This is a genomic window from Bacteroides cellulosilyticus DSM 14838, from assembly GCF_000158035.1.
Lineage (GTDB): Bacteria > Bacteroidota > Bacteroidia > Bacteroidales > Bacteroidaceae > Bacteroides > Bacteroides cellulosilyticus.
In genome coordinates, this window is sequence record NZ_EQ973490.1 from 1180911 (window position 1) to 1206743 (window position 25833).

Below are 25833 nucleotides of genomic sequence, written 5' to 3' on the forward strand. Positions count from 1 at the left end.
TATTAGTTTGTAAGTGTGTTGCTTACAAACTAATATAACTCTGATTTTATGAGATTTCAATATATATTTCTTCTCTGCTTAATCTATCTTCTGCCTGCCTATTCGCAAAATGCGATAGGAGAGTGGCAAACTTACCTTTCTTATCATAATCCTACCCGCAGTGAAGTCATTGGAAGTAAACTCTTCATCCTTGCCAATGGTGATTTATATGCTTATGATAAAGAAGATACCAGCATACGAACTTATTCAAAATCTTTTCCACTAAGCGATACGGAAATATCTTATATTGCTTACCAGTCAGCCTATAAATCATTGGTCATTATTTATTCCAATGCGAATATAGACCTGTTGGTGAATGAGGAGGATATCTATAACCTTCCCGATTATAAAAACAAGAATATGACACAGGATAAGACGGTCAACCACGCTTGTTTTTATAAGGAATACACGTATTTATCCACTGCATCGGGTATTCTTTGTATCAATCTGAAAAAGCGGGAAATCAGCAATTACTATCCTCTGAATAAAAACGTTCTGGCATGTAATGTATCGGATAATCATCTTTATGCCGCTACTTCCGAAGGATTGTTTGCAGGGTTATTGACAGATAATCTACTGGATATTAAGAACTGGAAGAAAGTGTCGGATAATACCTCTGAATTCCTCTCGCAATACCACGATATTCCTTTCAAAGGAGAAGTGCCCGAAAACATTACTCCGAATAGTCCTGTGCGGAACTATCCGTATTATATGAATTTTGCCGGAGAACGATTGCTGATTACCGGAGGAGGACATATAGCCAACAGACTTGACAGGCCCGGAACCATTATGACCTTTGAAAATAATACCTGGAACAGTTTTCAGGAAGAAGGCATCAGTGAACAAACCAAACATCGATACGATGATATAAACTGTATTGTGCAGGATCCTAAAGACGTTGCTCATCATTTTGCTGCATCGGCAGGAGAAGGGATTTACGAATTTAAAGATGGGAAGTTCATAAACTGGTATAGTATGCATAACAGTCCGTTGGAAAGTGCTGTACCTAATGAACCTTGGGCAGATAGTTATGTACGCGTGAACGGACTGATTTATGACAAAGAAAATAACCTTTGGATGGTGAGTTGCGAGACACAACATGCAGTGAGTGTATTGATGAAAAATGGTGACTGGGCAAGTCTTCATTATCCGGAAATAGTAAAGGCAAGTAATTTCGGACGAACTATCTTTGATAAAAGAGGTTGGCTGTGGGCTACTTCTTCGCGTATAGAGTCGGGAGGATTGTTCTGCTTGAATTATAACGGTACTATAGCGGATACTTCGGACGACCAGCACAGGTTCATTACCCGGTTTACGAATCAGGACGGAGCCCTTTTAGAACAGTTGGCAGTTTATTGCATTGCCGAGGATAAAGAGGGAGTCATCTGGATCGGTACTAACAGAGGTCCTTTGGTACTGAATAATCCTTCCCGCTATTTCAATGATAATTTCTATTGTACACAGATTAAAGTTCCGCGCAATGACGACAGCGGGTTGGCTGATTTCTTACTGGTGAACGAAGCGATTAATGCCATTGCAATAGATGGTGCCAACAGAAAGTGGATAGGTACAGCATCCAATGGAATTTACCTGATAAGTGCGGATGGAATGGAAACGATTCATCACTTTACGGAAGAAAACAGTCCGCTGCTTTCCAATAGCATCGTATCTATTGCCATACATCCCCGTACCGGCGAAGTCTTCATCGGAACAGGTAAGGGGCTCGTTTCTTACCAAAGTGACGCTACAGAGGCTGAAAACAGCTTTAAAGAGAGTAATGTACGTGCTTATCCTAATCCGGTACGTCCGGACTACAGCGGAGTAATTACTGTTACGGGAATGGTTTACGACAGTGATGTGAAGATTGTAGATACTGCCGGACATCTTATTTACCAAGGTACTTCCCTGGGAGGGCAATTCACCTGGGACGGAAGAAATAAACAAGGTAGGAGAGTGACAACAGGAATATATATGGTACTTGCCGCAGACAGTGAAGGAAAAGAGGGGATTGTTACAAAAATTGCATTTATAAGAGGAGAATAAGGGTGGTAAAGTGATAGAGGTGATAGGGTGACATTACTCTTATCACTTTATCACCTCTATCACTTTACCACTCTTATCAATCTACCACTTTATCAAAGCCCCAGTTTTGCCGAAATCTCCAGCATCCTCTTGATAGGCTTCACTGCTTTCTCAGCAATTTCAGGATCTACTGTTATTTCCGGAGATTCGTCTTTCAGGCAATTATAAAGCTTTTCCAGCGTATTTAATCTCATGAAGCTACATTCATTGCAGGCACAGGTACTATCGTTAGGAGGAGCCGGAATAAACGTCGTTTGCGGACATTTCTTCTGCATCTCATGAAGGATGCCCGATTCGGTAGCAACAATATACTCTTTCTCGGGATGATTCACTGCATACTTCAGCAATGCTGCGGTTGAACCTACCACATCAGCCAACTTCAAAACTACACTCTTACATTCGGGATGTGCCAAGACCACTGCATCGGGATGCTGCGCTTTTAATTCAACAATCTTTTCAACCGAGAATTGTTCGTGTACATGGCATGCGCCGTCCCATAATAACATATTGCGCCCCGTGATAGAGTTAATATAATTCCCCAGGTTTCTGTCAGGACCAAAGATTATTTTCTCATCTTTGGGGAAACTTTCCACGATCTGCTTCGCATTGGTAGAAGTTACCACAACATCCGTCACTGCTTTCACGGCGGCTGTCGTATTCACGTAAGATATCACCGTATATCCGGGATGCTCTTTGACAAACTGACTGAACTTGTCCGCCGGACAACTGTCCGCCAACGAACAACCGGCTGCCATATCAGGAACCAGCACTTTCTTATTCGGACAAAGCACCTTGGCCGTTTCACCCATAAAGTGAACACCGCACATCACAATGATATCCGCTTCCGTTTTGGCTGCCCATTGAGCCAATGCCAGACTATCGCCGACGTAATCGGCTATATCCTGTATTTCCCCTTTCTGGTAGTAATGCCCCAGAATAATCGCGTTCTTCTCCTTTTTAAGTTGCTTGATAGCTTCTATGAGATTATTCATAATTATATTTTTTATTTCTCTTTCTAATTTAAAAATCCTTTGATGGTGATGATAGGCTGTTAATAGTGTCGACAAGTAAATACGATTTTTCTTGTCTATGAAGTTATTAGTATGAGATAAAACTTTATCCGTATGTTATCAACGGGCAAATAAAAGGTATATCTCTTGATAATAAGCCATCTATAAAACTCTTTCAACACCTTGTTGATAAAGTGCAAAGTTAATAACTTTATGGTTATAAACCGGTGTAATAGGGCTGAAAAATGTGTTTATATAACCTCGGAAAGTTTCTCTTAACTTTTTTGGAATGTTCATTCTGGTGGGTGCATATACGTTGTTTTGAATATTGCAAGAATTATTTTTGAATTTCTTTCCCTACTCTTTTGACAGCTTTTCAACGGTTATTAACAGGGATGTGAACGGAAAGAAGTATCTTTGCAACAGGAATAAAAAGATAACGTATAAGTACGTTGTTTGTTCTACACTTGTGTGGCTTGTCTGTAATGCTTGTGTTGTATAAATGAAACACAAGTGTGGTGCAAATAAAACACTTGTGTTCAACAAGTCTTTGTAAATCAATCTATTAATAAAAGCCATTTAAAGAGTATAGTTGTTATGCGTAAACTGAAAATAACAGAACTGAATCGTATTAGTATAGAGGAGTTTAAGGAAGCTGAGAAGCTGCCCCTGGTGGTGGTATTGGATAATATCCGCAGTCTTCATAACATTGGTTCTGTATTTCGTACTTCGGATGCTTTCCGGGTGGAATGTATTTACCTGTGTGGCATTACAGCTACTCCGCCCCATCCTGAGATGCATAAAACAGCTTTAGGTGCTGAATTCACTGTCGACTGGAAGTATGTTGATAACTGTGTTGAAGCTGTTGATAACCTTAAAAAGGAAGGATATACTGTTTATTCTGTAGAGCAGGCGGAAGGCAGTATCATGCTGGATGAGCTGTCTTTAGACCGTACTAAGAAGTATGCAGTAGTTATGGGCAATGAGGTGAAAGGAGTTCAGCAGGAGGTTATTGACCATTCCGATGGATGTATTGAGATACCCCAATATGGTACGAAGCACTCATTGAACGTATCTGTAACTGCCGGTATCGTTATCTGGGATTTATTCAAGAAACTGAAATAACAAGGTGTTGATAAGTTGTTTGAACCCTGTTCAAACAGTGGTTATCATGTCCTTATCAATAGAGAAATGAACAATGGTTCATAGAAGTTTTCAACATAGATAAGTATTTGAAATACATGGTTTTCTATAATGACTGTTTTTCATTACTAACAATGTTCTTAACATCATATCAACAGGAGGGTTCAAACTATGAAAAAGGTTTTATTAATTCTTTTATTCTGTATTTTCCATAACTGGAATGGTAAAGCGCAAGCAGACTTTTATTCGTTGCAGCCATTGGGCGACAGGTATATTTATGACTCTGAATATTTCGATGATTCACGCGAACTACAAGTATACCGGAGTGGGGTAGATGCTATGTTGAAGAGTGATTCATTGTTGACTATCTATGTATTCGACGCTCAATATCCGCCTACTTTCAATTTGTTTTGTTCCACCTTTGAATTGTTGTATCCGGGTGTTCCCTGTATAATCGTTGGTATTTCGAATCCTAACAGGCAGAGTGAATTAACTCCTCCTTATACGGATGAAGAATCGGTAAAGGGGTATGATGATCCTGGAAAGGGAGATTCTTTATTGTTATCTCTGGAAAAGGAAATTATTCCTTTTATAAAGAGCAGATATAATACGGGTTCGCGGAATATACTGGTAGGACATTCGTTAGGCGGTACGTTTGTGACGTATGCTTTACTTAGCAATCCCGGTTTGTTTCAATGTATTCTGTCTGTATCTCCTAACTATATGTATAGCAAGAAGATGATGATTGATAAACTTTCAGAATTTACTAAAGAGTACAAAGGGGCTAACCAACTTTATATGTATCTGGCAAGCGGGAAGAAGGATAAAATAGAAGAGTCATTTAAGCCTGCCACAGAGGAGGCAATAAAGATTTTATCCACTTGTCCGAAGATTGTTTTGAACTATGATTCTTTGAATATAGAAAAACACAGTCATACGATCTTTGAAGGTTATTACAGGGGGTTGTTGGGATTGAAAAATTACATAAATAAGGAGTAGGATACTTCTATTTTAAAGCTGTCCGCTTTCTACTAACAGAATAACCCGTTCGGTAAGCGCATCATCTCCAGTGGGATCATATTGTTTTTTCAGACTGGCACCGAACAGTGCGGCGAAAGTCTGATAGAAACCTGCTTTAAAAGGTCCCATGAAGGCTTTTACCAGTTCGTAACCCGTGGAATTGGTTTGACGGTCCACTAACTTGATTAATAACTTTCCTTGAGAGAAAGAAAGCTTTTTCATGCGTGGAGTATATTGTTCTTTCAGACTTTTCTCTACTGCTTTCATGTGTTTCTGACGGCTCTTCTCATCGGGTAAAGTCATCATATATTCGTAAGTTTCAATAACTGCACGGTTGATTTCTTTGGAGATAGGCAATACCTTCTTTACGTTATATACCAGTCGGTTATATTCATTCAACTGTTTCTTGTTCTTGAATTTGAGAGGTTTGAAAATATAAACGGTGGGTATCTTTATATACGGGATAGTGTCTCCTTCGTAAACGCACATAGGAACCAGGTATCCTTCGGTTTTCGTTTCCTGTGCCTGGCATAGAGAAGTTCCGAACAGAAGGAAGACTACGATGATGAATATGTTCAGTCGTGCGTTCATGCCACAAAATTAAGTGTTTATCTTTATATTTGGTCCGATTGTCGATGTTTTCCTTGTCGTGTTAACTTATTTATGGTAATTTCGCGACAATTAAACTTATTTACACGAATGAAATTACTCAAGTTGGGAGTTTTTCTGAGTATGCTGCTGATGACTCCTGTACTTGAAGCTCAAAATACAAATGTGTCCTTGTGGGAAGAGAATATAGAGCAACTCTCTATGGATGAAGAAGAAAAGAACTGGGAAGATGAACTTGAAGAGCTATCCAATCGCCTGCAGGAACCTGTTAATATCAATGTTACTACTAAACGTGAATTAGAGCAATTTCCTTTTCTTTCGGATATTCAGATTGAAAATATCTTGGCTTATGTGTATATACACGGGCAGATGCAAACCATTTATGAACTGCAATTGGTGGAAGAGGTGGATAAGCATACCATCGACCTGCTTCTCCCTTTTGTTTGTGTACATCCTGTGCCCGAAAAGATAGGTTTTCCCCGGTTGAAAAGTCTGTTGAAATATGGTAAACAGGAGGTATTAACCCGGCTGGATGTACCTTTCTATACCCGTAAAGGTTATCAGAAGAATTATCTGGGGCCTGCAATGTACCACTCTCTAAGATATGGGTATCGCTACGGAGACTATCTTCAAATGGGAATTACGGCCGAAAAGGATGCAGGAGAACCTTTCTTTGCCCTGCATAATGAAAAAGGATATGATTATTATTCTATCTACTTTCTGCTTCGTAATCTGGGTAAGTTGAAAACGTTGGCATTGGGAAATTACAGATTAAGTTTCGGACAAGGGCTAGTAGTCAGCACTGATTTCCGTTTAGGGAAAACTTATTCTCTCTCAACGGTGGATAACCGTAGTGGTGGCATCCGGAAGCACAGCTCAACGGATGAATATAATTATTTCAGGGGTGCTGCGGCAACAGTGGAGGTTATCCCTGCACTTCAACTATCCGGTTTTTATTCACATCGTTCTATGGATGGAGTCATAGAAGGGAATGAAATTACCTCTATTTATAAAACCGGATTGCATCGTATGGAGAAGGAAGCGGATAAAGTAAATGCTTTCACTTTACAGTTGCTGGGTGGGAATATTACCTATGAAAAGAACAATCTAAAAGTAGGAATGACAGGCATTTACTACTTTTTTAACCGTAGTTATCAACCGGAGTTAAGAACCTATGCCAAGTATAATTTGCAAGGGAATTACTTTCATAATGTGGGTGTAGATTATAAATATCGCTGGAATCGATTTACTCTGACAGGTGAAGCGGCTATGGGCAAACAAGGTTATTCACTACTGAATCAATTGAAATATAATATATTAACCGGTTATCAACTGCTGATTGTTCATAGATATTATAGTCATGATTACTGGGCAATGTTTGCACGTTCGTTTGGTGAAAGTAGTACACCGCAAAATGAAAATGGCTGGTATCTGGCTGCCGAAGCATCACCTTTAGCACATTGGAAATTCTTCGCTTCGCTGGATTTGTTTTCTTTTCCCTGGTGGAAATACCGCATCAGTAAACCGTCGCAAGGTGTGGATGGCATGTTTCAGTCAATCTATTCTCCTAAGCGAAATTTATCTATGTATGTTAACTATCGCTATAAGCGAAAAGAGAGAGACGTAGCGGGAACGGATGGAAAAGTTATCCTTCCTACTTATCAGCACCGCCTTCGTTACCGACTGGCTTATTCACCGGATCATCTACAGTTACGAACAACGGTGGATTATAATCATTTTCATTCCCGGGGGCAGGAGGGAAGCCAGGGATATCAGTTTACACAATCCTGCTCGTATGCTTTTTCTTTTCCCATAAAGATATCTGTGCAGGGCACTTATTTCCATACGGATGATTACGATTCCCGTATTTATGCTTCCGAAAAAGGTTTGCTTTATACCTTCTATACACCTTCGTTTTATTGGACAAGGATTTCGCTTTTCTGCCTGTGCCCGGTATGATGTGAACAAAGTTTTTATGTTCCTTGTTAAATTCGCGCAGACTATCTACGAAGACCGTGAGAATATTGGTTCGGGTAACGACCTGATACAAGGAAACAAAAAAGCCGACTTACAAATGCAGCTTCGTATAAAGATTTAGTTAACTTTGCCGTTATAAACGCTGAAAATACTGTATCCGGTTTTTACAGTAATTCAGTAATTTGAATCGTCAATTGTCAAATCGTAAATAAAATGACTGTAATTTATCCATCTCCCATTTTCGGTCCTGTTCATTCCCGCCGTTTGGGAGTATCCTTAGGGATTAACTTATTGCCGGAAGATGGTAAGGTGTGTTCATTCGACTGCATTTATTGTGAATGTGGTTTCAATGCAGACCATCGTCCCAAGAAAGCATTACCTACCCGCGAAGAGGTCCGCAATGCCCTTGAAGCCAGATTGCAGGATATGCAACAGAATGGGCCTCAACCGGATGTATTGACCTTTGCCGGAAACGGTGAACCTACAGCTCATCCGCATTTCCCTGAAATCATAGAAGATACGTTGATGCTTCGTGATAAGTATTTCCCGAATGCCAAAGTCAGTGTATTGAGTAATTCCACCTTTATTCACCGCCCTGCGGTGTTTGATGCGCTGAATAAGATAGATAACAACATCTTGAAACTCGATACAGTAGACAAGGATTATATTCATACTGTGGATCGGCCTACAGGGCATTATTCCGTAGGCGAAATCGTAGAACATATGAAAGCTTTTCAAGGCAACTGCATTATTCAGACCATGTTCATGAAAGGCAGTTATCAGGGGAAAGACGTGGATAATACTTCGGATAAGTACGTTCTTCCGTGGCTGGAGGTTGTGAAAGAGATAAAACCCCGTCAGGTGATGATTTATACTATTGATCGTGAAACGCCTGACCATGATTTATGTAAGGCTACTCATGAGGAACTGGACCGCATTGCCGCTTTAATTAAAGAAGCAGGCATTCCGGTTAGTGTTTCTTATTAAGCGGTTTACAGGAGCTATATATCCAACGTATTGGGCCTATATATCCAATGTGTCCGATCTATATATCCAGCGCGTCCCATCTATATATCCAATACGTTGGGTATAGATATTCTGCGAACGGGAAAATAATAGAGTGAAAAGAGTTTGAATTAAGATTATAGTAAAATAAATAAGTAGTATGAAACCTATTGCAATTAAAGACCTTTCAGAGAACTTCTTTGAAGTTATCGGTAAAGAATGGATGCTGGTGACGGCAGGTAATAAAGATCATTTCAATACGATGACTGCCAGTTGGGGCGGTATAGGCTTCCTATGGAACAAACCGGTGGTCTATGTCTTTATCCGTCCGGAACGTTACACGTTTGAGTTTATTGAGAAGAGTGAATACTTCACGCTCTCTTTCCTGGGAGAAGAGAACAGAGCTATCCATAAGATATGTGGAAGCAAGTCGGGTAGGGAAGTAGACAAGGTAAAAGAGACGGGACTGAAACCTATTATTACTGAAAAAGGAAATATTCTTTTTGAACAAGGACGTCTCAGTCTGGAATGCCGCAAGCTTTATACGGATGTAATGAAAGAAGATTGTTTCATCGATCCAGGTGTTTGTAAGCAATGGTATGGTGGTGCCCATGGCGGTTTGCATCATATTTATGTGGCAGAGATTACCGGAGCATGGATGAGAGAATAAATATCTTTAATAATATAAAGGAGGGAATGATTTTTTCATTCCCTCCTTTATATTATTACTTTGTTTTACTCATCCAATAATTCTTTCGATCTTTCCAATGCTACATTGATATTCGGGCAGATATTCTTTTCGCCCAGCAGTTCGTAGAAGCCTGATTTCTCTAATGCTTTATGCACTTTTTCATTCACGCCGGAAAGTACGATCGTCGTCTTCTCCCGTTGCGCCATCTGGCAAAGATTGGTTAGATTGTGGATACCTGTTGAATCGATGAAGGGTACTTTCCTCATACGTATAATACGCACTTTTGGACGGTCTCCCAGTCTGGACATGATTTCCTCGAACTTAGTGGCAATTCCGAAGAAGTAAGGGCCGTTTATTTCGTACACTTCCACACCTTTAGGGATAAACAGGTTTTCTTCATCTTCTTTACTGTTAGATTCTTCATTCAGATTAATTTCATCTTTGATAACAGAAATTTCAGTGGTTTCCATCACACGATGCATGAAAAGTACACAAGCTATGACAAGACCCACTTCAATAGCAATGGTTAAGTCGAAAATAACTGTCAGGAAGAAGGTAATCAGCAATACGGTGACGTCTGATTTCGGATTCTTCAGTAGTGCCTTGAATGTGCGCCAGCCACTCATGTTATAGGAAACAATCACCAGCACACCTGCCAGACAAGCCATCGGAATGTATTGTGCCAGAGGCATCAGGAACAGAAGAATAAGTAATAGTACCACTGCATGTACCATACCTGCAACAGGGGTTTTACCACCATTGTTTATATTAGCCATTGTACGTGCAATGGCACCGGTGGCAGGAATACCGCCAAACAGGGGCGTTATTAGGTTGGCAGCTCCTTGTGCTATCAATTCCGTATTGGAATCATGCTTATCGCCGATAACACCATCCGCTACCGTAGCGGAAAGCAGCGATTCGATGGCTCCTAATACCGCAATGGTAATGGCTACAGGAAATAAGTCCTGAATAGCCTCCCAGTTTAGTGAAGGCATTACTGCATCCGGCAGTTCCGCCTTGATACTGAAGCGGTCGCCAATGGTATCTATGCAGTTGATTCCGGCATAAGTCTTCATCAGATATACCGCTACCGTTACTACAATAATGGCAATCAGCGACCCCGGTATCTTCTTTGAGAATTTCGGGGTTATGGCGATAATTGCAATACTTACGATGCTGACAATTGTATTCCACCAGTTGATAGTATCGAAATGCTGGAAATAGATCATCCATTTCCCGACAAAATCTCCGGGAACCTTTTCACCACCGAAATTAAGTCCGAAGATATCGGCTATCTGCGTGGTGAAGATAGTGACGGCAATACCACTGGTAAATCCCACGATAATAGGATAGGGGATAAACTTGATTACAGCACCCAGCTTGAATATCCCTAACAGAATAAGAATGACTCCTGCCATCAGCGTGGCAACAATCAGTCCCGCTTCTCCATATTGCTGGATGATGCCATAGATAATGACGATAAAAGCTCCCGTGGGACCACCGATCTGTACTTTGCTACCTCCCAACATGGAGATAATGAATCCGGCAATGATTGCCGTGATAATACCTTTTTCGGGTGATACACCGGATGCAATACCGAATGCAATGGCAAGCGGGAGAGCGACGATACCTACTATGATACCGGCCATCAGGTCTGCCATGAATAATTCTTTCGAGTAGTTCTTCAAAGCCGTGAATAGCTTTGGTCTGAATTCGAACGCTTTCATAGATAATCTGTACTTTTTGTGAAACGAGGTGCAAAATTAGACAAAATAATGCATATATTGGTTGATTGCTTTCAAATATATTATATTTGCAGCAGCTAACTGTAATATTATGAAATCACGACTGCTTATATTCTTTCTTTTTCTTTCTATTTTTAATATATATGCTTCGGATGTGAAGTTTTATAATATTAATGCGATGTATGGAATTTCCATGCGGGAGATGGCCTCTGTTTGTAAAGATGGGAATGGTTTTATCTGGGCTTCCTCTAAAACGGGTATATTGAGAATTACGGAAAGTGATTATCGCATTTATCAGCTTCCTTATAAAACAGCCAATATCATAAATGTCAAATTGGCCTATAATAATTCATTTTTAATAGCATATACGAATAATGGGCAATTTTTTCATTATAATGAACTGTATGACCGGTTTGATTTATTTCTGGATCTTAGAATATCTTTCAATAATACTTTTTTAAGTGTAGGTAAAGTTGTTATTGATGATGAACAGGCTCTCTGGATTCCTACGTCCGGGGGATTGTGCAAATATAAAAATGGAATATTTACCCAAATAAGTGAGGCGCCAATTCGAACACAGTGCATAACGTCTTATGATCAGACACATCTGCTTGTAGCCAGTCAAGACAGTATTAGATTATTAAATACAAATACGTTGAAACAAAAAAGTATATGTGGAATAGAAGATATGTTTCAGATAAATACTCTTTTTTATGATCATAAAAGAGAGGTTGTATGGATAGGAACTTCCACTGATGGTCTTTTCTATCTGGACATGAAAAAGAAAACGTTATTGCCATTTTCTAATTTCCCAAAGCAACCTATCGCAGTGATAACGGAAAGTTCGGATTCAACATTGTTAGTCGGAATCGACGGGCAGGGAGTATGGGAATTGGATAAGGATAAAAAAACGGTTCTGAATATTTTGAAAGAAGATATTGATAATCCTTTCTCTCTTCGTGGAGATGGGGTTTATGACATCTTTTGCGACGGTCAGCAGAGGGTGTGGGTTACTACCTATACTGGTGGGCTTTCTTTCTTCGACTGGAAATCTCCCTTAATTAATCAAATTACCCATCAGGTTAATAATCCGAATTCTTTAGGGAATGATAATGTAAACAAGATATTGGAAGATAGCAAAGGGGATATCTGGTTTGCTACAAATAATGGGATAAGCAGGTGGAGAGTCGCCACTAATGAATGGGATACTTATTATCAGAATAAACAGGAACAGGCACAGGTTTTTCTGGCTTTATGTGAAGATGACGAAGGAAATATCTGGGCAGGTTCGTTCTCATCCGGGTTTTATGTTTTAGATCGGAATACCGGAAAAGAATTGGTTCATTATCCGCGGAATACATCGGAACTGAAATCTGACGGTAAATTCATAATGAATATATATAAGGACAGTGAGGGTGATATCTGGATTGGAGGTATCCAAGATGTAATATGTTATTTAACAAAAGAAAAGCGTTTTCATACGTATGGTGCACAGCCCATGCGTACGTTTATGGAGTTTTCTCCGGGAAAAATGCTGTTGGCCTGTACTTATTCTGTGCTTTTGCTAGACAAGGAAACAGGGAAAATCACTTTCTTACCGGAATGTCTTGCACAGGATATTTTAGTAATGGGAGATGATATTTGGGTGGCTACTTCCGGAGACGGATTGCTGCACCATAACTACACGACTCGTGAAACTCATAAAATAACAGTGGAATCCGGATTGCCATCTAACTATGTGAATAGTGTCATGTATGATAATGGATATTTATGGTTAGGAACGGAAAATGGATTGTGCCGCTATAATCCTGCCGACAGCACGGTGCATGCTTATTATTCTACTTTAGCTCTCTCTAGTGCTTCATTCAATGTGAATGCCAGCTGCAAATTACGTAATGGCGAATTGATGTGGGGTACAAATAATGGGGCGGTAATGTTTAACCCCGATAAATTATATCATACCCAGCTCAACGGGGAGATTTATTTCCAGAATATCACTATTTCCGGCAGTTCTATCAGAGAAAATCAAGATTTGTTGCGTGGAATTCCGGTGAATAAGCAAACAGATATTTCATTTAAATATGATCAGAATACTTTGACGCTTGAGGTATTGCCTATTGGCGTTTCTTCCAAAGAAATAAAATTTTCATGGAAAATGGAAGGGCTTGATACAGAATGGTCACATCCTTCCAGTCAGCAGATAATCACTTATACCAATATTCCTAATGGGAATTTCCGGCTTAAAGTAAGAATGTACAATAATTCACTTTCTCAGATAGTCGATGAACGTACATTGGACATACACGTTATTCCGCTTTACTGGCAGACGTGGTGGTTCCGTCTGGTGGTATTCATTATTATAATGAGCATTACATTCTTTGTGCTTAAATTCTATATAAACCGTTTGAAACAGCGTCATGCTGAAGATAAAATCCGTTTTTTCACAAATACGGCTCATGATCTTCGTACATCGATAACGTTGATAAATGCGCCTATTCAGGAATTGAATAAAGAGAAAGAATTATCAGACAAAGGGCATTATTATCTGAATCTGGCTACGGAACAGTCTGAACGTTTATCTAATGTTGCAACCCAACTCTTGGATTTTCAGAAAGTGGATATGGGGAAAGGACAACTGTTTCTGGTAATGGTTGATATTGTTAAATTGGTGTACAGGCGGAAAACAATGTTCAAGTCTACGGCGGGAAAAAAGAATGTTATATTGGAGTTTGTCTCTAACAGGGAATCTTATATGTCAGCTGTCGATGAATTGAAAATAGAGAAAGTGGTTGATAACTTGATATCTAATGCTATAAAGTATTCTCATACGAATGGTAGGGTGGAACTTACATTGAATTGTAATGAGTACTATTGGAGCTTGGAGGTGAGAGATTATGGATTGGGTATCTCGGATAATGCTCAGAAGAAGCTGTTCAAAGAGTTTTATAGGGGAGATAATAAGGTTAATTCACGCATGGTAGGTTCCGGGATAGGCCTGTTGTTGGTGAAGAATTACGTTTTGATGCATGAGGGAAAAGTCTCACTTGAAAGTAAGGAGAATGAAGGTTCTTTATTCAAAATAAACATCCCTTATAAAGAAGTGGTTGAGGTTGCACCTGCTGAACATGAAGAGCCGGGGAATATCACATCTGCTGATGGTCCATCTGATCAATCGGAATATAAAAAGGAAGATGATAAGTCCGAAAAGAAGAAATCTATATTAATCGTAGATGATAATAAAGATTTGCGGAACTTCCTGAAGTGTTCTTTTGAAAATCAATATAACATCTTAGAGGCTGGCAATGGCAATGAAGCATGGGAATTACTTCAAAAGGAATCTCCAGAATTGATTATTTCGGATGTGATGATGCCTGATATGGATGGCTTTGAGTTATGTAAATTGATCAAATCTACTTTTGAAACTTCGCATATTCCGGTGATTCTGCTAACTTCACTTTGTGATAAAAGTGACCAGTTGGAAGGTTTAGGCTTGGGAGCAGAGGATTATATCACGAAACCTTTCGATATATCACTTTTGGAGCAACGAATAAAGTCCCTTATGCGGAACCGGGAGATCGTCAGAGAGAAAGCTTTGAAATTGATAAAGTCGGATAGTGATGAGCAACAGGTTATTTTGAACAATGAGCTTAACGATCATTTTGTGAAAAAAGCAGTGGAAGTGATCCATAATAATATGCAAAATCTAGATTTTGATAAGGAAAGCTTTGCTATGGAAATGCATGTGAGCGGTTCACTGTTATATAAAAAAATAAAAGCACTGACAGGTCAATCACCTATTGACTTTATTAAATCCATTCGTTTAAACCGGGCTTTGGAATTACTCCAATCTCATAAGTACACTATCACGGAAGTTAGCGAACTTTGTGGTTATTCCAGTATTAGTTACTTTAGTACGGTGTTTAAAAAGTACTTTGGCAAGTCTCCTACAGAGGTCTAATTTACTTCTTTTTCCCGTTTTTTATCGTTTGTAGTATAGATTATCTAATATCTAAAATTATATATCTAATATCTAAAAGTGTATTGGGTACACTTCTGTAGCTTTGTATATCGATGTACGGAATGTATGTCGATGGAGTTATTGTTATGTTAAATCTAATCAAGTTAATCTTATGAAATGTATGTATGATGATGACGGTTAAGTCAACGATTATGTAAAGACTGTAAAATCAGAGATAACCGTAGTGATGCATATCACTTTCGGTAATCTGTAATGAATTTCATGTGGCTTTGACATTTAAAGGGGGGCGTGGTGTCAATGGCTGCCGTTATGAATGAAAAACATAGAACCCCATTACTTATATATTATGAAGAACAACAAGCTTTATTTTGTTTTTCTTTTCTTAAGTATTTTGTTCGCAAGTTGCAATGGCGAAGAAGTAATTGAGAAATGGCCTGAAATAGGCAACTATTATGATTCGAGCAAGCCTATTGAGTTAAAATCCATGTCACCCGACTGGGGAAGAATCAACGATTCTTTTATTATCAAAGGAAACTTTCCGGTTGACACGACCGGAAAAGTCAAAGTTTTCTTTGCCGACAAGGAAGCTGTTATCGTAAACAGCAATGGAAATGAACTGTATGGGCTTATCCCCAAGCAGATGCCCGGTTATAACGAGATAATATTGGAAGTGGAGGGTAAAAAGTACACCTCTGACAATGTGAAGTTTAAGTACTATCAGACTCAATCTGTGAAAACAATATTGGGAAAATTTGGTGAAGACGGCTGGACATCGTCAGATGACAGTAAAATAGAAGAATTCCGAATGAATGAGTGTACAGGAATTGTAGCTGTTGCAGGACAAAAGAGCGATAATTTCATTTTCGTTGGAGGAGGATGGGGCGACCGTACCTATTTTGTGTCATTAGAGGATAATGTGGTGATTCGTCTGATTAATATTGGTTATATGGGGGCTGTTGCAGTTGATAGTTCAAGGGAAAAAGTGAGTATCATGCCCCGTAATGGAGGTGCTTTATACACAGCTTCCCGTGCGGATGGATGGGTTTTAAACTCTCTTGGTCTCACAATACCTTTCCAAGGCGATTGCCAGGGGGCATTGGCTTATGCCGAAGATGACCGCTATTTGTATGCAATGTCCGGTGATGGTCTTTATGAAATAGATTTGGAAGATAAAGGTTATACAAAGTTATTTGCTACATCAGATTACCCGGCTTTTGATGGAGTGAACACCGGCCAGTGGAGGCATTATCTGACTTATAGTAAATATGATAAGTGTTTTTTTGCCTCTTATCCTGAGAGTAATGGTATTATGAAGATATGGAAAGACACTTCGGGCGCATGGCAAGTGGAACGCTATGCCGGCTTCCAACCGGGATGGTTGGCTACAGCTTTTGGAGATAGATTGACGGATGCCGTATTGAAAGAACCTTGCGGAATGGCGGTGAATAGTAGTGGTGAACTCTATGTATGTTGCAAAAATAGCCATTGCATTGTGAAAATCAAAGGAAGGCTTGTCTCTTTGGTAGCAGGAGCTCCTGATCAGGCAGGAAGACTAAACGGATTCCCTACGGATGCATTGTTTGATAATCCATTGTGTATTGCTTTGGATTCGGAAGAGAACTTCTTCATTGGTGAAGAATCTTCAAAGGCCATCCGGAAAATGACAATTGAATAAAAGTAGAAATCATATAAAATGAATCAAGATGAAGATTAAACATATATTACTGTTTCTCATGGCATGGGTAAGCTCTATGAGTTTGGCCTATGCGCAACAGACTGTGGTAGCTTCTGGTTCGGTTATGGACGAGAAAGGCGAACTCTTAATCGGAGTATCGATTTCTGTAAAGGAAGTTCCTTCTATGGGTGCCATTACGGATATTGACGGTCGTTTCAAGATAGGGGGTATCAAAGCCGGGCATACGTTGGTCATATCCTATGTGGGGTATGATCCTCAGGAGATAAAAATGAACAAGAGCAACGAGCGCATGCGCGTAGTGTTGAAGGAGAGTTCGAATGTAATGGACGAGGTTGTGATTACGGCATCGGGTAAGGTACAGAAGAAGATTAATGTGACAGGTGCCATTACCGGAGTTGAGGTGGCTACGCTGAAAACTCCTGCCACTTCCATAAGCAACATGTTGGGCGGACGCGTTCCGGGCATCATTTCCGTTACACGTAGTGGAGAGCCGGGCAAGGATTTCTCCGAGTTCTGGGTACGTGGTATCAGTACCTTTGGTGCCGGACAGGGAGCTTTAGTGTTGATTGACGGTGTCGAAGGCAACTTGAATACGCTTGATCCCGAAGACATTGAGAGTTTCTCTATCTTGAAGGATGCCTCTTCTACGGCGGTTTACGGTGTACGTGGTGCCAACGGTGTGGTATTGGTAAGTACCAAGAAGGGTAAAGCCGGAAAACTGAATTTGCAGGTAAAGGCAAATGCCGGTATCTCTTATTCTCCTCGAATGCCCAAATATGTACGTGCTGCGGAATATGCGGCACTCGCCAACGAAGCTGCCGTGACACGTGGACGTATTCCTGTCTATTCCGATGTGGATGTGGATTTGTTCAGGAACCACATGGACCCTGATTTTCATCCGGATGTGGATTGGAGGGATGTTATCTTGAGAGATTATACCTGGAACCAGCAATACTTCCTGAGTGCGTCGGGAGGTGGTGAAGTAGCTCGCTATTACATCAGTGCCGGTTTTACGACAAAAGATGCCATCTTTAAACAAGATAAGGGGGTAAACAAATACAATACGAACGTAAACTACAACAAGTTCAATTTCCGTGCTAATGTGGATGTGAATGTCACTTCCACCACTACGCTTTCGCTGAATGAAGAGACTGTGATTGTTACTCAGAATTATCCGGGATATGGAAACGACAGTAAGGTATTGTGGCAGGCACAATCCAATCTGACTCCGGTGACAGTACCGTTGATGTACACCACAGGGCAGGCACCTGGATATGGCACTGATAAATCGAATATTAGTCCGTATGTATTGTTGAATATGACGGGTTATCGCAAGTTCTATTCCAATGATAATAAAATCACGATGCAGCTCAATCAGGATTTGAAGATGATAACTCCCGGACTGAGTATTGCAGGATTGGTCAACATTAATTCGATAGGTGCGAGAACCCAAGTTCGCGAAAAAATGCCGGCCATTTATTATGCTCATGGTTATAAACGTGATGGAACACTCGATTTGGAGAAAATATCTGATGCAGTGGAGCCCTATTATACAAATTGGAATGACACTGAGCGTAGAATTTATTGGGATTTCCGACTGAATTACGACCAGACATTTAATAAGGTACATAAGGTGGGTGCTTTGGTGAAGGCCGAATGGAGCGATTATGAAGCATCGAAATATAATCAATTGCTGACTGCTATCCCTAAACGATATAATAGTTACTCAAGCCGTTTCTCTTATTCGTATGATGATACTTATATGGCCGAATTTAATATGGGTTACACCGGTTCGGAGGCTTTTGAGAAAGGTAAGAAATTTGGTTGGTTCCCTGCTGTTTCTATAGGTTGGGCTCCCACGCAATATCGCTTCTGGCGTAATAAGGACAATTTTATCAATTATTTCAAAATCAGGGCTTCGTATGGTATAGTAGGTAACGACCGCCTCACTTGGGACGACTCGGTACGTTTTCCCTATCTTACTTTGATTGGTTACACAGGTTCCGGCAGTTGGAATAACGGTTCCGGTTTGACCGAAACGCAAGTAGGTTCCAGCAACCTGCGCTGGGAAAAGGCCAAGAAAGCTGACATCGGTATTGATGCACGTTTCTTCCATGAACGTTTTGAGATGACAGTCGATTTCTTCCAGGATATACGTTCCGGTATTTATCAGCAACGCCAGAGTGTACCGGAAGAGATGGGACTTCCGTCATTGCCTTGGGCCAATGTGGGTGAAATGAAGAGCTGGGGTATGGATGGACATATCTCATATACGCAACCTTTGGGTGACAATGACAAATACCTGATTGTACGTGCCAACTATACACAGTCCATGAACAAAATCACCAATTTCGAGGAAGACCTTAAGAAATACGATTACCAATCAGCCGTAGGATATCAAAGTGGAGTTAACCGAGGCTTGATAGCTTTGGGCTTGTTTAAAGACCAGGCAGATATAGATAATAGTCCTCGTCAGGATTTTGGCAATTACTTGCCGGGTGACATCAAGTATAAGGATGTCAATGGCGATGGCATTGTCAATTGGGATGATATTGTACCTTTGAAGTATTCTTATGTGCCTCAGATACAGTATGGATTTGCCACAGAGTTTAACTGGAAGAACTTCAATGTAAGTGTCCTGTTCGAGGGAGTAAGCCGCGTGACCTTTTTTAAAGGTGGAAATATGTATCAGCCATTCTCGGGTAGTACAGCCGGTAATGTGATTACAGATTTTGCCAACCCGGCAAACCGATGGATTTCACGTGAAATCTCAGGCGACCCTGCCACTGAGAATCCGAACGCCAAGTACCCTCGTCTTTATTATGGAGGTAGCAGTAATAATAGTCAATCATCTTCTTTTTGGTTGTCTGATGGTAGTTACTTGCGTCTGAAGAATGTGCAAGTCTCTTATACACTCAAGAACCAATTCCTGAAAAAGTTTGGTCTCCAGAAAGCAGTAATTAGTGTGATTGGAGACAATTTGGCAGTTTGGTCTAAAGAGAAGATGCTGGATCCTGCACAAGCGGGAGATAATGGAACAGTCTATCCTGTCCAGCGAGTGTATACTTTACAGCTTAATCTTTCATTCTAATATAACCTGACAATTATGATAAAATTTGGAAATTATAAAAGAGAATTCGGTTTTCTCGGCAGAATAGCCGCAATAACCGTTATTTTGGTTTCAAGCATTATGTTCGGTTCGTGCGAAAAATACTTGGACATTGACCAATATGTGTACGATCAGACCACACTGGACTCCATTTTCCTTTCCCGCTCCAGAACGGAAGAGTATATCAATGGAGCGGCTGCTCTTCTTCCCGATGAATCAATACTTATGAATGGTTGGGGATGGTCTTCTACATTGCCCAGTGGATTGGGCTCAGATGAAGCAATCGTTCCGTTTGTAACGAATGGAAATGCTATACTTTATGATGAAGTGAAAGAAACGAACTCATGGTTTAATCCGTGGCCCGATTGCTATAAAGGAATCCGTAAGGCCAACATCGTATTGGAGAATATATCCAAAAACCAGGAGCTTACCGAGATGGAAATGCGTGATTTCAAGGGAAGGGCTTATTTTCTGCGGGCTTACTTCTATTTCTATTTGGTAAGATTGTACGGGCCTGTGGTTGTACTTCCCGACCGTCCTTTCGATACGGACGAAGATGTAGCGTCAGTTTCATTCGAGCGTTCCACTTACGATGAGTGTGTAGAGAAAATCTGTGCCGACTTTGAAGAAGCAGCTAAATTGCTGCCTGCAAGTCGTATAGATGCATTGCAGTATATACCTACCAAGGGTGCTGCTTTGGCGTTCAAAGCTCGTATGCAGCTCTATGCTGCCAGCCCCCTTTTCAATGGTAACAGTTACTATTCCGATTGGAAAGACTCAGAGGGCAGGAATTTCATTGCCCAGACGGAAGACAAGGTTAAGTGGGGAAAAGCTGCCGCCACGTTCAAGCGGATTATTGATATGAATAAGTATGCCATTCATACTGTATCCAAAATAGTGAATGAAAAGGGTACAGGCACATTGCCTCTTCCCGAGACGGTATCTGATGCCGACTTCCCTGATGGAGCCGGAGGTATAGACCCCTATAAGTCATACAAGACGCTGTTTGATGGTACTTACCAGCCTGAGTTGGTTAAAGAATACATCTATTTTTCAAAAAATAATGGAAACTATATTCTTGTGACACCTTCCAAATTGGGGGGAATATCTTCATTTAGTGTTACTTTAGATATGATTGATGAATACCGGATGGCTGACGGTAGACCGTTTAGTGAAGCTACTCAGGCGGAAAAATCATGGCAGGCAGTGGGACAAGATAAAACATTCTCGTCAGATTATCTTCTTTCCGGAAACAGAGCTCATCGTGATGATGGTCGCGAACCGCGTTTTTATGCGGCTATTGGTTTCAATGCTTGTATCTGGCCTACAACTTCCCACCGTGACGGTTTGTCAGCAGGTACCAGAAACTATGTTACCGACTATTACTACGGAGGTAGTGCATCTGATATGAATAATAATGATAACAGAACCAGGACCGGATATACCTGCCGGAAATATGTGCATCAGGATGATTGTATCTTTTGGAATGGAGTGGTAAAAGCGAAGACTTATCCGATATTCCGCTATGCCGAAGTATTGTTGGGGTATGTAGAAGCGATGAACGAAATGGAAGGTTCGTATACGGACGAAGATGGGCAGGTGACGGTTACTCGTGATGTGGATCAAATGGTGAAATATTTCAATCAGATTCGTTATCGTGCCGGTCAACCGGGAATCACAACTGCCGATGCAGCCGACCAAAGCAGGATGCGTGAACTAATTAAGCATGAAAGGTTGATTGAGTTTGCTTTCGAAAGTCATCGTTATTGGGATTTGCGCCGTTGGAAAGATGCCTATGACGCTTACAACAAACCCATCAGAGGATTGGATGTAAGTGCTCGCGAATCACAACGCGAACAGTTCTATACAGAAAGAATCTGGAATACAGAAAAAACCATGAAACGTATGTTTTCCAACAAGATGTATCTGTGGCCGCTTGACAGAAATGTGCTGAGAAAGAACGGTAAGTTGGTACAGAACCCAGGATGGAATTAAAATGAAAACAATAAAAGCTGATAATATGAAGAGAATAGCATTTTTTTCGATAACCTTGCTGTTGGCATGTATGGCGGGTTGCGACAATAAAATACCTATGGAAGAGAATTTATGGCCCGAAACGGTTTATCTGGTTGGGGCAAAAGATAAGATTATAAATAGAGATCTGAATATAGGTTATGAAAAAGATACCATATATGCATCGGTTGCCATCAGCGGTTCGCTGCCTACCAAGGAAGATATAACTGTTACTGTTGAAGAATTTCCTTCTGGTATTGAAAGTTATAACCAGAAAGAACTTGGTTCGGATGATATAAAGTATCGTACGTTGACAAATGGTATCTATAGTTTTCCGCAAGAAAATGTAATTGTGAAAAAGGGTGAAGCCTATGGCACGTATCCTGTTCACATTGACCCATCCACTTTGCATATAGATTCGCTCTATATGATGGCGTTTAAACTTAGTGGAACATCTCGTTTTGAACTGGCTAAAGAAGATACAGTGGTGCTAATCCGTCTGAATCTGATGAATGACTATTCAGGGCTTTATTATATGGACGGTGTGATTAAGCCTGCTGATAATCCGAAGGATTCTGTTATCTATAAGTCGCCTCGCACGTTGCAAGCTGTAGTCGATGGTAACACTGTACGTATGTATCATCAAAAGAATGAATGGTCAAAAGGTGCTACAGACTACAGACCCGATTATTGCTTTAATATCACCGTAAATCCGGATAATTCAGTGACTTTGAAGTCTTGGGATAAGTTTAACCTTGTCAGTGGTGGCGGTAAGTATTATCCCGAAATGGAAGTGTACGATTTGTGGTATACTTTCAAAGAGGATGGTATGTTGAAGAAGACCCGGGGATTTGTGTACAAAGAGCGTAAGAACGATGATGAAGTACGCAAGATAAACGACTGGATGGAAGAAAATAGAAAGTACGATTATTAAAAGATTCTATTTTAAGGTAAAGTTAGATTGCATTTTTTATTACCATTAGTTTAAGAAGGTGGTGCTTCGTGAGAAGCACCATTTTCTGTAAATTATATAAAATCTATATCATGAGAACCTATTTTTTCTCTTTATTATTCCTGTGTATGCAAAATGTATTTGCACAAGCACCATTAGCAGTGGAAACGGATTCTATGAGTGTAGAAAACCTTTTTCTACAGCAAATGTCGCATTTCCCTCAGGAAAAGCTTTACCTTCAGACAGACCGTGGCATTTACATGTCCGGTGAAACCCTTTGGTTCAGGGCACATTTAGTAGATGCTCTTATGTTAAAGCAAGCTAATGCCAGTCGATATGTATATGTAGAGTTGGTGAATCCGTTGGGCAACTTGGTGGAGAGAGTGAAAATAAGACCGGACTCTTTGGGATGTTTTTACGGACATATTCCATTGGGTGAAGATCTGCCGGAAGGCAACTATTCTCTCAGAGCCTACACTTGGTTCATGCAGAATATAGGTGAAGAGTACTTTCCCCATAAACTGATTTATATATCCGATCCCGTATCCGAAGCGATATCTCCGGAAATCAGTTATTCTGCTGAAAACAACGATATTCATGCGGAAATACATTTTCTCAGTAAACCGGACAACCGATCCGTCACTCCCACACAAGCCATTCTTTTCCCCGATGGAGACAGGGACAAAGAAGGAAAAGTCTTATCATTGGAAGGGGAAAATATCCATTACACTTTCAAGAAGAAGGAGATTCCTGCTTCGCGCACGTTTTTGTTACAGACAGTGTATGACGGAAAAATTTCCAATCGCTATTTCAGAATCCCCGAATTGAGTAAAACCTTTGATGTGGCTTTCTTCCCCGAAGGAGGTCATGCAGCTCAATCCACCACGATCAAAATGGCATTTAAGGCCATCGATGCAGATGGTTTGTCTACAGAGGTAGAAGGTCAAGTATTTGACGAAGAAGGTCAGGTATGTGCCGATTTCAAAAGCCAGCATTTGGGTATGGGGAGTTTTCGGATGTATTATGTTCCCGGAAAAAAGTATCATGCCGTTTGTAGTGACGGAACAGGTGTTTCCAAGCGTTTTGATTTGCCCGAACCTTCTCCGGATGCTATTTCCCTGAATACACTTTGGTCTAGAGATTATTTGCGGGTAAGTCTTTCCAAATCACCCGATACCCCATTGGGTACTTCGCTGACACTGGTGGCGCATTTGCGGGGCATCGTTCTGTATGCACAACCCTGGGATGATAAACAAAATTATGTTGACTTTGAAAAAGACTTTTTTCCGGCGGGCATCGTTCATTTTCTGCTGGTTGATGAAGGAAGAAATATTCTGAGCGAACGTTTAGTGTTTTCTCTGCAAAAAAGTGCACTGGCGCAGACTGAAGTCCGGCTTGACCGTGAAAACTACTTGGCAAGAGAGAAGGTAGATATGGATATACAGATTAAAGATATAAATGGAAACCCCATGTCAGGCAACTTCGCACTTGCAGTTGTTGACAGAACAGACGTGAAGCCGGATACCGTTTCCAACATTGTTTCCACCTTATTGCTCACTTCCGATCTTAAAGGACACATTGAGTCACCGTTGAGTTACCTGCAAGACAACCGCAGTTCTTCCTATGCCCTGGATTTGCTGATGATGACACAAGGCTGGCGGAAATACAACATACCGGAGGTCTTGAAAGGCAACGTAACCAGCGCATTACCCTATAATTTGGAATTGGGTGACGAAGTTTCCGGTAAAGTAGAGGGCTTGTTTTCTGCATTGAAAGAGGGAAATATCTCTTTGCTCGCCCTTAAAGATTCACTCATCGGGACAGAACTGACGAAGCCTGACCGGAATGGGCGGTTTGTATTCGATAAACTGGAATATCCCAGTGGTACTCACTATATTGTCCAGGCGCTCAGCAAGAAAGGTTCTTCAAAAGTTTTTATCGAACTGGATCCTTACAAATCGTTTCCTGCTCCCCGAATCGGGTGTATTCCCCGCATTGAAAAGCCGCATATAGAAGAAAACTATATGGCAAAGATGGACCAAAAATATACTATAGAAAATGGAATGAGAGTCTATAATCTGGCGGAAGTGATAGTGACAGGTAGAAGAGAGAGAGTTGTAAAAACGGAATCTCCCTTTTATTCGGTGGGAGTTTCGAAGGTGCTGACGGAAGAGGATGTAAAAAAAGGACATTTTATTTCTACATACGACCTCTTGCGACGTTTGCCAGGTATTACTATCACGAATAATGAAGTGCGTTATCGATTTGCTCCGGTCATGGTGTTGCTGGACAATGTTCCCGAAGAAAACTTTGATTTTGACCTGTTGGACGTGGATGACATCAAAGATGTTTTTTACTCCCCTGCCACTTCTGTCGGTCCTCTTTACGGGTCGGCTGCGGGAAATGGTGCCATAGTAGTCACTACGAAGAATGGGTTTATACAGAAAAATAAAATGAACAGCAATATGCAGACTATTACGACTTTAGGTTATCAGCAAACTGTAGAATTCTACTCACCGGCGTATGACACGGAAGCAAAGAAAGAATCCGTCAAGCCAGACTTACGTTCTACGATATACTGGAATCCGAGCGTGCAGGTTGATGAATCGGGAACTGTTCACGTCAGCTTTTATACAGCTGATTCTGCTGCCGATTATGGGGTAGTGATAGAAGGTGTTTGTACATCGGGTAATCTCATTTATTCAGGTGAAAAAGTAATATCGCGGCATAGCGATTCTTATTAATTTTTTGTTGAAGTAATTT

Annotated in this window: 14 protein-coding genes and 1 pseudogene; 12 read left to right on the plus strand and 3 right to left on the minus strand. The window is 40.6% G+C overall.

Annotation, left to right across the window (positions count from 1 at the left end):
* The first annotated feature begins 48 nt into the window (after window positions 1-48).
* Window positions 49-2082, plus strand: coding sequence for a type IX secretion system anionic LPS delivery protein PorZ (gene porZ, locus BACCELL_RS08980; RefSeq protein ID WP_007211404.1), 2034 nt, complete (start codon window positions 49-51; stop codon window positions 2080-2082).
* 92 nt (window positions 2083-2174) lie between these two features.
* Here porZ and nadA read toward each other — a convergent pair whose 3' ends face one another.
* On the minus strand, window positions 2175-3113 hold the full coding sequence (gene nadA / locus BACCELL_RS08985) for a quinolinate synthase NadA (protein WP_007211405.1): 939 nt from the start codon (window positions 3111-3113) through the stop codon (window positions 2175-2177).
* A gap of 615 nt (window positions 3114-3728) precedes the next feature.
* Here nadA and BACCELL_RS08990 point away from each other — a divergent pair.
* Window positions 3729-4256, plus strand: a complete 528-nt coding sequence (locus BACCELL_RS08990; RefSeq protein WP_007211408.1) for an RNA methyltransferase — start codon at window positions 3729-3731, stop codon at window positions 4254-4256.
* A 189-nt stretch (window positions 4257-4445) separates the two neighbouring features.
* A complete protein-coding gene (locus BACCELL_RS08995; RefSeq protein WP_007211409.1) occupies window positions 4446-5273 on the plus strand; it encodes an alpha/beta hydrolase in 828 nt (275 codons plus the stop codon).
* Window positions 5274-5285: 12 nt separating this feature from the next.
* Here the strand turns inward: BACCELL_RS08995 and BACCELL_RS09000 are convergent, their stop codons facing one another.
* Complete coding sequence (locus BACCELL_RS09000) at window positions 5286-5885, minus strand: DUF4294 domain-containing protein (RefSeq protein WP_007211410.1); 600 nt, start codon at window positions 5883-5885, stop codon at window positions 5286-5288.
* A 108-nt stretch (window positions 5886-5993) separates the two neighbouring features.
* On the opposite strand from BACCELL_RS09000, the pseudogene BACCELL_RS09005 reads away from it, so the two are divergent.
* The 3 genes and pseudogenes from BACCELL_RS09005 to BACCELL_RS09015 all read left to right on the plus strand — a co-directional run bounded on the left by BACCELL_RS09005 (window position 5994) and on the right by BACCELL_RS09015 (window position 9555).
* Window positions 5994-8001: pseudogene (locus BACCELL_RS09005) on the plus strand (helix-hairpin-helix domain-containing protein).
* A 92-nt stretch (window positions 8002-8093) separates the two neighbouring features.
* Window positions 8094-8867, plus strand: coding sequence for a radical SAM protein (locus BACCELL_RS09010; protein ID WP_007211413.1), 774 nt, complete (start codon window positions 8094-8096; stop codon window positions 8865-8867).
* 178 nt (window positions 8868-9045) lie between these two features.
* The gene (locus BACCELL_RS09015) at window positions 9046-9555 is read left to right on the plus strand and encodes a flavin reductase family protein (protein ID WP_007211414.1); all 510 of its coding nucleotides are present in this window, start codon (window positions 9046-9048) and stop codon (window positions 9553-9555) included.
* A 65-nt stretch (window positions 9556-9620) separates the two neighbouring features.
* Here BACCELL_RS09015 and BACCELL_RS09020 read toward each other — a convergent pair whose 3' ends face one another.
* A complete protein-coding gene (locus tag BACCELL_RS09020; RefSeq protein ID WP_007211415.1) occupies window positions 9621-11303 on the minus strand; it encodes a SulP family inorganic anion transporter in 1683 nt (560 codons plus the stop codon).
* A gap of 109 nt (window positions 11304-11412) precedes the next feature.
* Between BACCELL_RS09020 and BACCELL_RS09025 the strand changes: the two genes are divergently transcribed.
* From BACCELL_RS09025 to BACCELL_RS09050, 6 genes are all read left to right on the plus strand, one after another.
* Entirely contained in the window at window positions 11413-15279 is a 3867-nt protein-coding gene (locus BACCELL_RS09025) for a hybrid sensor histidine kinase/response regulator transcription factor (protein WP_007211416.1), read from the plus strand.
* Window positions 15280-15646: 367 nt separating this feature from the next.
* On the plus strand, window positions 15647-16975 hold the full coding sequence (locus BACCELL_RS09030; protein WP_242577619.1) for an IPT/TIG domain-containing protein: 1329 nt from the start codon (window positions 15647-15649) through the stop codon (window positions 16973-16975).
* Window positions 16976-17003: 28 nt separating this feature from the next.
* Window positions 17004-20087: a SusC/RagA family TonB-linked outer membrane protein gene (locus BACCELL_RS09035; RefSeq protein WP_007211418.1), complete on the plus strand. Its 3084-nt coding sequence runs from the start codon at window positions 17004-17006 to the stop codon at window positions 20085-20087.
* Window positions 20088-20102: 15 nt separating this feature from the next.
* The gene (locus BACCELL_RS09040; RefSeq protein WP_007211419.1) at window positions 20103-22100 is read left to right on the plus strand and encodes a RagB/SusD family nutrient uptake outer membrane protein; all 1998 of its coding nucleotides are present in this window, start codon (window positions 20103-20105) and stop codon (window positions 22098-22100) included.
* 25 nt (window positions 22101-22125) lie between these two features.
* Entirely contained in the window at window positions 22126-23052 is a 927-nt protein-coding gene (locus tag BACCELL_RS09045) for a BT_3044 domain-containing protein (protein WP_225979452.1), read from the plus strand.
* A gap of 110 nt (window positions 23053-23162) precedes the next feature.
* On the plus strand, window positions 23163-25814 hold the full coding sequence (locus tag BACCELL_RS09050) for an MG2 domain-containing protein (protein WP_044153542.1): 2652 nt from the start codon (window positions 23163-23165) through the stop codon (window positions 25812-25814).
* The last annotated feature ends 19 nt before the right edge of the window (window positions 25815-25833 follow it).

Bases quoted from the DNA above. Each gene is read 5' to 3' on its own strand.
- BACCELL_RS09050 (WP_044153542.1), top strand. From the start codon at position 23,163: ATGAGAACCTATTTTTTCTCTTTATTATTCCTGTGTATGCAAAATGTA.
- BACCELL_RS08990 (WP_007211408.1), top strand. From the start codon at position 3,729: ATGCGTAAACTGAAAATAACAGAACTGAATCGTATTAGTATAGAGGAG.
- BACCELL_RS08995 (WP_007211409.1), top strand. From the start codon at position 4,446: ATGAAAAAGGTTTTATTAATTCTTTTATTCTGTATTTTCCATAACTGG.
- BACCELL_RS09020 (WP_007211415.1), bottom strand. From the start codon at position 11,303: ATGAAAGCGTTCGAATTCAGACCAAAGCTATTCACGGCTTTGAAGAAC.
- BACCELL_RS09040 (WP_007211419.1), top strand. From the start codon at position 20,103: ATGATAAAATTTGGAAATTATAAAAGAGAATTCGGTTTTCTCGGCAGA.
- BACCELL_RS09035 (WP_007211418.1), top strand. From the start codon at position 17,004: ATGAAGATTAAACATATATTACTGTTTCTCATGGCATGGGTAAGCTCT.
- BACCELL_RS09010 (WP_007211413.1), top strand. From the start codon at position 8,094: ATGACTGTAATTTATCCATCTCCCATTTTCGGTCCTGTTCATTCCCGC.
- BACCELL_RS09025 (WP_007211416.1), top strand. From the start codon at position 11,413: ATGAAATCACGACTGCTTATATTCTTTCTTTTTCTTTCTATTTTTAAT.
- BACCELL_RS09045 (WP_225979452.1), top strand. From the start codon at position 22,126: ATGAAGAGAATAGCATTTTTTTCGATAACCTTGCTGTTGGCATGTATG.
- BACCELL_RS09030 (WP_242577619.1), top strand. From the start codon at position 15,647: ATGAAGAACAACAAGCTTTATTTTGTTTTTCTTTTCTTAAGTATTTTG.
- BACCELL_RS09000 (WP_007211410.1), bottom strand. From the start codon at position 5,885: ATGAACGCACGACTGAACATATTCATCATCGTAGTCTTCCTTCTGTTC.
- nadA (WP_007211405.1), bottom strand. From the start codon at position 3,113: ATGAATAATCTCATAGAAGCTATCAAGCAACTTAAAAAGGAGAAGAAC.
- BACCELL_RS09015 (WP_007211414.1), top strand. From the start codon at position 9,046: ATGAAACCTATTGCAATTAAAGACCTTTCAGAGAACTTCTTTGAAGTT.
- porZ (WP_007211404.1), top strand. From the start codon at position 49: ATGAGATTTCAATATATATTTCTTCTCTGCTTAATCTATCTTCTGCCT.